Annotated in this window: 10 protein-coding genes; all 10 read right to left on the reverse strand. The window is 53.7% G+C overall.

Annotated features, from left to right (window positions below):
- Nucleotide 1: 1 nt before the first annotated feature.
- The 10 genes from F556_RS0109145 to bshA all read right to left on the reverse strand — a co-directional run bounded on the left by F556_RS0109145 (nt 2) and on the right by bshA (nt 11,405).
- The gene (locus tag F556_RS0109145; protein ID WP_020616636.1) at nt 2–1,303 is read right to left on the reverse strand and encodes an amidohydrolase; all 1,302 of its coding nucleotides are present in this window, start codon (nt 1,301–1,303) and stop codon (nt 2–4) included.
- Nucleotides 1,284–1,946, reverse strand: a complete 663-nt coding sequence (locus F556_RS0109150; RefSeq protein ID WP_020616637.1) for a redox-sensing transcriptional repressor Rex — start codon at nt 1,944–1,946, stop codon at nt 1,284–1,286. The genes F556_RS0109145 and F556_RS0109150 overlap by 20 nt, the downstream gene beginning before the upstream one ends.
- Nucleotides 1,924–4,818 (reverse strand): ATP-dependent DNA helicase DinG, encoded by a 2,895-nt coding sequence (dinG, locus tag F556_RS0109155; RefSeq protein ID WP_020616638.1) that lies wholly within the window; start codon nt 4,816–4,818, stop codon nt 1,924–1,926. Before dinG ends, F556_RS0109150 begins: the two co-directional genes overlap by 23 nt.
- A 14-nt stretch (nt 4,819–4,832) precedes the next feature.
- Nucleotides 4,833–5,477 (reverse strand): tetratricopeptide repeat protein, encoded by a 645-nt coding sequence (locus tag F556_RS33610; RefSeq protein ID WP_020616639.1) that lies wholly within the window; start codon nt 5,475–5,477, stop codon nt 4,833–4,835.
- Between the two features lie 136 nt (nt 5,478–5,613).
- Complete coding sequence (gene panD, locus F556_RS0109165) at nt 5,614–5,997, reverse strand: aspartate 1-decarboxylase (protein WP_026297193.1); 384 nt, start codon at nt 5,995–5,997, stop codon at nt 5,614–5,616.
- Entirely contained in the window at nt 5,990–6,868 is an 879-nt protein-coding gene (gene panC / locus F556_RS0109170) for a pantoate--beta-alanine ligase (protein ID WP_020616641.1), read from the reverse strand. The genes panD and panC overlap by 8 nt, the downstream gene beginning before the upstream one ends.
- Entirely contained in the window at nt 6,865–7,725 is an 861-nt protein-coding gene (panB, locus tag F556_RS0109175; protein WP_020616642.1) for a 3-methyl-2-oxobutanoate hydroxymethyltransferase, read from the reverse strand. Before panB ends, panC begins: the two co-directional genes overlap by 4 nt.
- Nucleotides 7,726–8,005: 280 nt before the next feature.
- Nucleotides 8,006–8,968 (reverse strand): biotin--[acetyl-CoA-carboxylase] ligase, encoded by a 963-nt coding sequence (locus tag F556_RS0109180; RefSeq protein ID WP_020616643.1) that lies wholly within the window; start codon nt 8,966–8,968, stop codon nt 8,006–8,008.
- Nucleotides 8,965–10,224 carry a CCA tRNA nucleotidyltransferase gene (locus F556_RS0109185; protein ID WP_020616644.1) on the reverse strand — a complete coding sequence of 420 codons (1,260 nt, stop codon included), beginning with the start codon at nt 10,222–10,224 and terminating at the stop codon, nt 8,965–8,967. The genes F556_RS0109180 and F556_RS0109185 overlap by 4 nt, the downstream gene beginning before the upstream one ends.
- A gap of 17 nt (nt 10,225–10,241) precedes the next feature.
- Nucleotides 10,242–11,405 carry an N-acetyl-alpha-D-glucosaminyl L-malate synthase BshA gene (gene bshA / locus F556_RS0109190; protein ID WP_020616645.1) on the reverse strand — a complete coding sequence of 388 codons (1,164 nt, stop codon included), beginning with the start codon at nt 11,403–11,405 and terminating at the stop codon, nt 10,242–10,244.
- Nucleotides 11,406–11,417: the final 12 nt, after the last annotated feature.

Consider the following 11,417-nt stretch of genomic DNA (forward strand, 5'->3'; position numbering starts at 1 on the left):
GCTATTTTGCCAGCAGCGCGTCGAACCGCTGCTGCGCCTCAGCCAGAATCCGCTCCTCATCCAGTTGCAGACAGATCTGGTCTTTCACAATCTGCTTGCCATCTACCCATACATGCCGTACGTCGCGGCCCGATGCGGCGTATACCAGATGAGAGACGAGACTGGTTCTTGGATAAAAATGCGGTTGATCAATATCGATGGCGATGAAATCTGCCTTCATCCCTGCCTGAAGCCTTCCCAAGGACTGGCTCTGCCCTAACGTGGCCGCTCCTCCAAGAGTAGCGAGCTCCAAGGCAGCAATTGCCGGAACGGCGGTCGGATCACCCGAGACTCCCTTGTGAATAAGAGCAGCGAGACGAATCTCATCAAACAAATCCAAATTGTTGTTGCTGGCGGCGCTGTCGGTTCCAAGCGATACATGAACGCCGGCTTGGAGCAGCTCCGGCACTCGGGCGACACCGCTCGCCAGTTTCAGGTTGCTTGCAGGATTATGAGATACAGCTACACCCCGTTCTGCCAGCAAAGCGATTTCTTCATCGTTTAAATGTACTGCATGTGCGACAAAGGACGGCATTGAGAAAAAGCCCAGCTTGTCTAGATGCTCTGGCGGGCGGCAGCCATAGTCACGAACATTCTGTTCGACCTCAGCTGCGGTCTCCGACATATGCGTATGCAGCATGACATTCAGATCATGAGCAGCTTTGACGAATTGTTCAATGAAGGCAGGCGGGCAGGTATACGGTGCATGGGGCGACAGCATCGTATGAATACGGCCTTCTCCCCGTCCGTTCCATTGTTCAGCGAATCGTTTGGCTTCCTCCAACTTCTCCAGCTGCTCTTGCTCAGAACAGAGTCCAATGACACCACGAGCAAGCCATGCCCGCATACCGGAACGCTCGACGGCTTCTGCCACAGTATCCATCCGGTCATACATATCGACGAAGGTTGTTGTGCCGCTTTTCAGCATTTCGAGGATCGCAAGCTCAGTGCCTACCTTCGTGTCCTCTTGCTCATAACGACCTTCCATCGGCCACATTTTCTGTTCCAGCCACACCTGCAGCACTTGATCATCCGAATAGCCGCGCAGCAGCGACATAGCGGCATGACCATGTGTGTTAATCAGCCCCGGCATGAACAACAATCCCTTCCCAGATATACGCTGGGCATCGGGCGCTACGTGTTCAGGCGGCTGTTCTCCGATATAAATAATACGGTCCTGCTCGATCAGCATATGTCCTTCAAACACCTCTTGAGGACCGTCCATTGTTACAAATTGCCCACGGTCAATCCAAAGCTGGCTCATCTTCCTTCTCTCCCTCTTCCCGATTCTCCAAATAATACGCCAGACTTAGCAGCTCCGTCGTGAAATCCGCATGGTGAATACGGATAGGCTCAGGCACGCGCAAGATGACAGGAGCAAAATTAAGAATCCCTTCAATCCCTGCATCAATGAACTGGTTGGCGACATTTTGCGCTTCCATAGCAGGGACAGTAATAATACCGATGCGAATATCTAGGTCCCGTACGGTTTTGTTGAGCTCTTGCATCGGCTGTACCAGCATGCTATTAATGGCTGTGCCCACCTTGGATTCCTGTGCGTCAAATACCGCCACGATGCGCATATTGTCTTTGATGTACGTGTTGTAGTTGCACAAGGCGTGACCCAGATTACCTGCCCCGACCAATGCAACATTCAAGGTCTGGTCAAGCTTGAGAATACCTCTGATTTTCTCAATCAGGTAAGCTACGTCATATCCGATTCCCTTACGGCCGAATTCACCGAAATAAGCGAGGTCTTTACGAATTTGCGCGGGATTCAGGTCAAGCTTTTGGCCCAGATCCTGTGAAGACACGGTTTGCACTTCTCGTCTGGACAACTCATTCAAATATTGCAGGTAGATTGGCAGCCTCCGTACAACAGCTTCAGATATTTTGATGGGCTTCATCCTTCGCCTCCTTTTGATCGGCTTGCAGCCATTCCCGCATTCGCGGCACGATCTGGTCCAGATGCATATGCTCGATCTTGGGACCGGGCAACGAGTACAGAAAATGCTTGCCATAATACGTTTCAATGACTCTTGTGTCATAAATGAGCACAATGCCACGGTCTTGTGCACTGCGAACCAACCGGCCAAATCCCTGTTTGAAGCGAATCACCGCTTGTGGAATGGACAGCTTCATGAACGGATTTTGCTTTTGCTGCTGAATCAGTTCAGATTTGGCCTCGACAAGCGGATGGTTCGGCGGCTGGAAAGGCAGCCTCACAATGGCAAGACAGACCAGCGCTTCACCCGGCAGGTCAACGCCTTCCCAGAAGCTGCTCGTACCGAGCAGCACGGACGTCGATTGTTGCTGGAAGCGGCGGGTCAGCTTGGTCCGGTTGCCGCTATCAATCCCCTGCCCAAGCACCTGAATGCCCGACCCGGCCAGCGCGGCCTTGAGTGGCTCATACACCTGTCGCAGCATCCGATAGGATGTGAATAGAACCAGCATGCGTCCCTGTGTCTCGACAGCCGCCTCTGCCAGCGACTCAACCAGCTTCCCGATGAACATTGGATCACCGACGGTTCCCTTGACACTGGGAAAATTGCGAGGGATAATGACCAGCGCTTGTTCACGATAATTAAAGGGAGAAGGCAATTGAACCGTCTTGAGTCTGCCACTCTCCTCCTGCCCTTCAAGCCCGAGCTGCTCGCTCGCGTATTGGAACGATTTTTGCACAGACAATGTAGCAGACGTCAGCACGATGCTTTCCTTGGTTTCGAAGAAGTAGGATTGCAGCTGACGGCTCACATCGGCGGGGACCGCATAGAGATGCACGGACTTCGCCCTGAAATTGGGGTTAGCCTCAATCCAATACACTTCCGTCTGGTGCTCAAGCTTCATGAAATGATGCAGATCGTCGCGAGCACGGCCTAAGTCTTTGACACTGCCATTCATATCAATCACTAAAGCTTGCAGTCCGCTGTCGTCGCTGCGATCCTTAATATCCGTCAACAGTTTGTCCAAACCCTTCACCAGCCGATTCAGATGACCGAATAAATGGCCTTCAGCCTCCTGTGCCGTTTCCCACCCCTCAGGAGGCGTCTGAGGTCGCAGTCTGGACACCGTGGCTACAGATTCAGCCGATGACGCCGGCGCCTCAGCCCCGCCGCTTGTGGTGGCATAGAGGAGCTCCACCAGCCGCTCCCAAGACTCCCGAACCTCAGTGAAGACAGGTATCAAGTCGTCGACGGTCTCACGCCAAGCTTCACTATGCTCTTCCCCTTCAAACTCCAGCTTGCCGCGAAGCTGATGGATTAGCCCGGTGCGGGCATCCTTGTGCATTCGCAGCAGAGGATGATGCAGCGTGAAATAAGAGAGCTGAATGCCGAGATGCTTGCCGGCTACCTCCTCGAGATGATGGGCTTCATCGACGATTAAATGTTCGTAGGCAGGAAGCAGACGATGCTCAGCCCGGATATCTGTAAAGAGCATGGAGTGATTCGTAATTACCACATCTGCAAGATTGGCTTCCTGCTTGGCCCTGTGATAGAAGCATCGTTTGAACCACGGACAGGCCCGATTAAGACAGGAATCCGTATCGCTAGCCACTGTATCCCAGAATTCGCCGCCTTTATTGCCTAGATGAAGCTCTTCCTGGTCTCCTCGATCGGTTTCCCCGAGCCATACTACCATCTGTGCAGCAGTCAATGCGTCATCCATGAGACTAACAAAATCTGACGTGTTGACTTTGCCCTCAAATTTACGCAAGCACAGATAGTTGCTCCGTCCCTTGAACACCGCCGCTTTAAATGGGAATGGAAGCGCACGCTGCAAGAGGGGGATATCCCGCTCTCTCAGCTGCTCCTGGAGATTGATTGTATGGGTACTTACGAGTATCTTTTGCTCTTGCTGGACACCATAGAACAAGGATGGAATGAGATAACCCAGAGATTTACCTGTCCCTGTACCGGCTTCGATCAACAGATGTCTGCCTTGGGATAGGGAATCATAAACTTCCTGGAACATTTGGTTTTGAGCATCTCGCTCTTCATAGCCGGACACTTGTGAACGAAACGTTTCTTTGAGCTGTTCCAAAAAGTCTTCGAAAGTCAGTCCTTCAAGGAGCGCCTGCTGCTCCAACTCGGTGCGAGGTGGCTCTTCCTCCGTCCAGTCCGCTACTTTGAGTGTGAACTGGCGGAAATAAGAGAACACATCTTCATCAATTGAGGTACCGCTTTCTTTGCGCTCCAGTGCATCGAGCACAAGCCAATGCAGGTCTTGATGATCAGTCAGCAGGCCTGAGAGCCTTTGCAGTGTCAATAACGGCAGCTCACGAAGCTTGTGCACCGTTGCAGCAAATAAATCCGCGGTCGCTTGGGCATCGCTGTCGGCCTGATGCTGGCGCTCATGAGGAATGCCGAAGAGCTCTGTCACTGCACCCAGCTGGTACGTGGTCAGAGAGGGATACAGCACACGCAACAGCAAGATCGTATCCAGACGTCGACCTGCAAACGGCATGTAACCGCAGCGATCCAGCCACTCATTCAGAAACCCTGCGTCAAAGCCTACATTGTGGGCAACCAGCACAGCGTCTTCAAGCTTGGGAATCAGCGCTAGCAGCACTTCCTCAATTGGCGGTGCTGAAGCGACCATTTCTTCATGAATCCCGGTCAATGATGTGATAAACGCAGGAATGGGAATGGTAGGCTTGACGAAAGAGCTGTAGCTGTCAACAGCCTCCAGCTCTTCGTTCAAGACCACCAGTCCCACTTGGATAATCTGGTCATCGCTTCCGTGACCGGTCGTTTCAAAATCAAGTACGGCATAGTTCATCCGGTTCGATCCTCTCACAAACAGCTGAGCTCTCCACTTCCAAAATATAAGGATAAATGGCCTGCTCTTTTTCTGCAGCTGTTCAAATTGTTCAGCGGGTCCGAGAACGTGGGGTCAGCCTGATGCGCTCGCATAAAATAAGCTTCTGCCTCGTCCAGGTTCAATCGAACCGCTTGAATGCAGCCCAGCGCATTGAAGCTGAGCGCCTTCCATTTGGGGTGATCGGTCAATGCCACGACCATCTGGAACAGTCGCTGAGCCTCCAGCCATTGCTGCAGGTGCATATACGTCATCGCCAGAAACATCCGGGAGAGATTACACTCCGGCATCGAGCCGACAGCCCGCTCCAGCGCATCCGCCGCCTGGCGGAACATGAACAGCTTGAAGTAACCTTGTCCACGGCTCAGCCAGGATTGCCCTTCATCAAAGCCGGTCGTAAGCTCTTCCGCCTCTTCTTGTTCCGCTGGCTCACCTTCCATCCCCTGGCGGAACAAGCTCAGCTTTTCCTCGAATTGTACCCAATGATCCATAACCTGGTCACTGAGCGTCATAAGCGTTGCCAGCTGAGCTTGATCTTCATCCGTCAGGACGCCGTCAGGGCAGCGCTCCATTAGATCGTCCAGCTTCTCGTGCATCGTGGCAAACAAATGAGTAATCATAACCCGCCCCCGCCTTTACGATAAGAATGAACGCCCGCCGCCCGCTCGCGGTTGTATGATCATTCTTTGTCAAGGGGGGCTGTTTCATTCCCTATGCCAGTCGTTACATAGGGCTGACAGTGATCCACTGCATGGATCAGACAATCGTTGCATGAACTTCTTCGTTCATGGTTTCAACTACACGGTTGGCAGCGTCCATGATGGCCACTTTGGGCTTGTGAGTCCGTGCCTGTTCATCGCTCATCATCGCGTAGGAGATAATGATGACCTGATCGCCAGGCTGTACGAGCCGGGCCGCAGCGCCGTTCAGACAGATCACGCCTGAGCCGCGAGGGCCGGGAATGACATACGTTTCGAAGCGGGCACCGTTATTATTATTGACGATTTGAACCTTTTCATTGGCCCAAATATCGGTAAACTCCATCAAATCTTCATCTATTGTAATACTGCCCACATAGTTAAGGTTAGCTTCCGTTACCGTTGCCCGGTGGAGCTTGGATTTCATCATTGTCCTAAACATGTGCAGACACCTCGTCTCCTGAGAATATCCGGTTATCAATTAACCGGGTCCGGCCAAAACGTACCGCCAAAGCTGCAATCCAACGCGTACCGCTTGTTAATTGCCCTTCGGGTACCGTCAGTTCGGGAAAGGTTAAAATTTCAGCATAATCGAGCTCTGCCAGCGGGACATCGTTGATCTGCTGTCTCATCCGCTCAGCGGTCTCTTGTGCGCTCAGACCGTCATCCAGCCACCCCTTGACCCGGGATAGCGTCCGGGATAGCGCCAGTGCCTGAACGCGCTCCTCCTCATTGAGGTAAACGTTCCGCGAACTCAGAGCCAAGCCGTCCGGCTCACGAACGGTCTCACAAGGGACAATTTCAACCGGCATGTCGAGATCCTGAACCATGGTCGTAATGACTGCAACTTGCTGAGCATCCTTCATGCCAAAGTAAGCCCGATCCGGCATTGCAATATGGAACAGCTTGCTCACCACCGTACCCACGCCATCAAAGTGGCCGGGCCGGGATGCGCCGCACAGCCGATCGGTTACGCCAGACACCAGCACCCGGGTGGCCAACGGCCTGGGATACATTTCTGCTACTGCTGGCATAAACACAAGATTCGCTCCTGCCGCTTCAGCCAAAGCCGTATCCCGCTCCGCATCCCGCGGGTAGCGCTCAAAATCCTCACCGGGACCGAACTGCAACGGATTGACGAAAATGCTGACAACCGTCAGGCCGCATTCTGTGACCGAGCGACGAATTAGACTGGCGTGTCCTTCATGAAGAAACCCCATCGTCGGCACGAGACCTACCTTGGCATCGGAATGAGTAGAGCGGAAGGTCTGGATCTCATCCCTAAGCTCTGAAATCTTAGTGACAACTCTCATCCCTTGTCCTGCTCCTTCCCGCTGCCATAGACTGCGGCAGGCGCTGGCGAATCTCCAGCAAAACTGTGTTCTTCTGTTGGGAAGCTCCCGGATTTGACATCCGAGGCATAGCGGCCAATCGCTTCCCTGATCGTAGTACCGATATCGGCATACGTCTGAACAAATTTTTTCTTCTTGTAATCAGCATCGTACTGTAGAATGTCGTGATAGACCAGCACCTGCCCATCACAGCCCTTTCCTGCACCAATACCAATCGTTGGAATAGAGACCGCTGAGGTAATCTCCTCTGCGACAGAAGATACTACCATCTCCAGAACAATTGCACTTGCGCCAGCTTGTTCCAGCGCGATGGCATCCGCCAGCAAACGCTTGGCATCTTGCTCTTGCTTGCCCTGCACGCGATAGCCACCAAGCTGATGCACGGATTGCGGCGTCAGTCCTAGATGGCCAACCACCGGAATCCCGCCACGGACACACCCTCTTACTTCCTCGGCAATTTCTTCGCCGCCCTCCAGCTTGACTGCATGGGCCAGACCTTCCTGCATCAGCCGCGCCGCGTTGCGCAGCGTGGTTTCCATACCAGTGTGATAAGACATAAAAGGCATATCCGCCAAAATAAAGGTGGACGTCGCTCCGCGCGCCACCGCCCGCGTATGGTATACCATATCATCGATGGTTACCGGTACCGTTGTATGATAGCCGAGTACTACATTCCCCAGCGAATCGCCTACTAATATAGCATCGATCCCTGCTTGCTCCGCCAATCTGGCTGATGGGTAATCATAGGCGGTTATAAACGAGATCGGCTGACCTTGCTTCTTCATTTGCTTCATCTTTGTCACAGTAAGTGATGCCATCTTCAACAACCTCCCTGGTTAGGATGCACACAACAAAAAAACCTTTTAGCCGTGACTAAAAAGGTCCCCAAACCAAAAAGGAACATCTAAACTTGCTTCCTTCTGTCTCGGTCCCTACGGCTCAGAGCAGAGTGCGTGACTTGCTACAATGATACATCGCACCGATGCCGCCGGGTACAACTCCGCTTGGCGAATGCCGTCCCGAACATCTGGTGCATGCACCTGTAGTATACCACACCAAAAAGGCAGCCGTCTATGAACGGCCGCCGTGCCTGTCCGATTATGCCATCTCTGCCGAATAAATCGGTTGAATACTGCCGTCTGCTTCTTGAAGCAGTAATGCTCCCTGAGGGCTGAGTCCGACTGGCGTGCCCCGCCGCTCCCCTTGGGGCGTTAGCAGCAAAGCAGGTTGCCCTAGCGATACGCTGAGCGCCTCCCAGAGCAAGCGAATGGGCTCAAAGCCTTGAACTTCGTACAGTCCCATGAGGGCTTCGAGCTCCTGGAGAAATGTATGGACAATCTCCGATCGGCTCCAGACGCGATTCCCGGCCATCCGCAGGGATACCGTCCTCTCCCGAATGGCTTCGGGAAAGTCATCCGCTTCCAGATTGACGCTAATCCCAATTCCAGCGATGACATATCGTAACCGATCCTCTTCAGCCGTCGACTCCAGTAGAATACCGCTCAGCTTGCGGCCCTCCACCAACAGATCATTGGGCCATTTGATGCCAATCTCCAGCTCTGTCACCCTCCGGAGCGCGCGGCACAGAGCTACCGCGGTCAACAGGGTTAATTGTGGGGTATAGGGGAGCGGAATTTCTGGACGCAGGATGAGACTCATCCAGATTCCCTTGCCTGGCGGTGAGACAAAGCTGCGTCCCAACCTCCCTCTGCCCTGCACCTGCTGATCCGATATGACCAGCGTCCCGTCCTCTGCCCCCTGCTCGGCAAGTTCGCGAGCACGGTTTTGTGTGGAATCAATCGTTTCGTACCAATAGACGGATTTGCCGTATCTTCCTCCTGCCAACTGGGTATGCAGTGTATCATAGTCCAGCTTGTCCGGTGCAGAGATTAGCCGATACCCGAGCCGCGGAGCGGCCTCAAACACATATCCTTTGCTTTCAAGCTTCTTAATCTGCTTCCAGACAGCGGTTCGGCTAACTTCGAGCTCACGGCTGATGGCCTCACCGGATACATATTCACCAGCCTGCCGGGACAACAGCTGCACTAATTTATCGCTCATGCTTGCTCCTTTGCATTCAGGGAAATCGCCCGCTGTTCGAGAGCCTCCCTGGTATTATCAACCCGTCCCAGCGCTGCCTCCAACAACAACTGCTGGAGCAGAGGCTTCATCCAGGGGCCGGGCCGGCGGTCAAGCAGCTTCTGGATCTCATGACCGCTCACTGCCAGCTCCTGCAGTGTAGCGGGACTCAACTCGTCCAGCCATTGCTGCAACTGTTGTGGAGGCCCCTTCACAGTAAATGATGGCAGAGGAAGCATTCCGCTGGCCAACACTTCCAGCCAGCGTGCAGCCGGTTCCCGGCCATGCTCGACAATCACACGGGTCCATCTTTCCCGATCGGTTGTCTCTGTCGTCTCCTCCTCAACAGAAGCTATCATCCGTTGGTGAAAAGCAACAGCGGCGCTAATCCCGTCCGCACGTCGGGTCGCATAACGCAAACTGCGCAGCATCGCGCCCGCTTCCTTGCTGCTCATCCCGGCTAGAATACTGAGTGCAACCCATCTGGCATCCCGATCAGGTAATCTGCTGAGTCCCTCAATCTTGGAATGGTCGAGCTTGGCTGAGAGTGCAAGCGGTTCGCGCGTATGATGCAGCAATTCACTCTCTGACAGCAAAGCGCAGGCCCGGTCCGGATCAGGTCCGCCGATCATTTTGTCCAATTCTACGCCAACGCGCTCCATGGCGATATGGCGCAGCAAAGCCCGATGATGCAACACGGCCTCCCAAGTTCCGGTTTCCATTCGCGCATGCAGACGCGCTGCAAAGCGAATGCCCCGCAGCATCCGAAGTGCATCTTCCTGTAGTCTGGCATCTGGATCCCCTACACAGCGGATAACGCGCTGCTCCAAATCCTGCTGGCCGCCGAAGGGGTCAATCATTCGCCCCTCCCGGTCCATTGCCATGGCATTGATCGTAAAATCCCGTCGGCGCAGATCCTCGGTCAGGCTCGGAATATACTCTACCTTGCTCGGTCTGCGGAACCCCTCGTAGGCCGACTCCTTCCGATACGTCGTTACCTCAAAGTGGCCCTGTTCCGTGATGACTGTGACCGTGCCATGCTGCAGTCCGGTCGGCAATGTGCGCGTAAACAGCTTCATTACCTGCTCCGGCAAAGCAGATGTCGCAATGTCGACATCGGTTACCTCATCCCCAAGCAACGCATCGCGGACGCAGCCGCCGACGAATACTGCTTCATATGACTCGCACAGACGGTCCAGAACTGGCAGCGCCGATTTCATGGGCTCATGAGTGATCATGGACTCGCCTCCTGCCATTAATCGTTACATAGTGTCATGGGTACCGGTGCCTCAATGCCTAGAACCCGGTAGTAGATTTGCTCATATTCGGACGTTATCCGATCATTGCAAAAACGGGTGCGTGCCCGGTGCAGACAGGCTTCTCGGAATTGCTCATACAATGCTGGCTGACTCAGCAACCGGACACTGTTAGCCGCCATATCGGTCACATCACCGATCGTGGAGAGATATCCTGTCTCACCATGGGTCACAAGCTCTGGAATACCGCCTGCCATGGATCCAATTGTTGGTACACCGCACGCCATCGCTTCAAGAGCCACCAGGCCGAAGCTTTCCTTCTCCGAAGGCAGCAGCATCAGATCGGCCAACGAAATCACTTGTGCCACATCGTCCTGCTTGCCCAAGTAATGGACTTTCCCTTCGAGGCCCATCTCCTTGACTTTGCACTGGATGCGGGTCAGATCCGGACCCTCACCGACAAGCAGGAGCTTGGCGGGCACCGATTCCTGGACTTGGGCAAAGATTTCGATGACGTCGCCGACCCGCTTCACTGGACGGAAATTGGAGATATGCATCAAAATCTTCTCTTCCGGCTTGGCATAGTCGGTCCGAAGCGTGCGAATATCACGGGGGTAATAGATGCGCTTATCGACAAAGTTATAGGTCAGATCGATGGGCTGCGTAATGTCCAGCAGCTCCTTCGTCTCGTTGATCAGATCAGCTGACACGGCCGTGACGGCATCACTCTGCAGGATACCCAGACGGATCATGTCTTTCAGGGATTCATCCTGAGCAAGCACGGTAATGTCAGTTCCATGAAGCGTTGTCACCGTCTTGAGTCCATTGCCTGTCATTTGCTTGGCCAGAAAGGCACAGATCGCATGGGGAACCGCATAATGGACATGCAGCAGATCCAGATTTTGCATCTTGGCGACTTGGGCCATTTTGCTTGCAAGCGACAGATCATACGGCGGATAGCGGAAAACGTAATAATCATTGACTTCCACTTCATGGTAATAAATGTTTTTACGGAATTTGCCGAGCCGGAACGGGATGCTGTGCGTGATGAAATGAATCTCATGGCCTCGCTCGGCCAGCAGTTTGCCCAGTTCTGTTGCTACTACACCAGAGCCTCCCAGTGTGGGATAGCAGGTGATGCCGATTTTGAGCGGCTTCGCCATTCGTGTGTACAC

The organism is Paenibacillus daejeonensis DSM 15491 (assembly GCF_000378385.1).
GTDB classification, from domain to species: Bacteria; Bacillota; Bacilli; order Paenibacillales; family Paenibacillaceae; genus Paenibacillus_D; species Paenibacillus_D daejeonensis.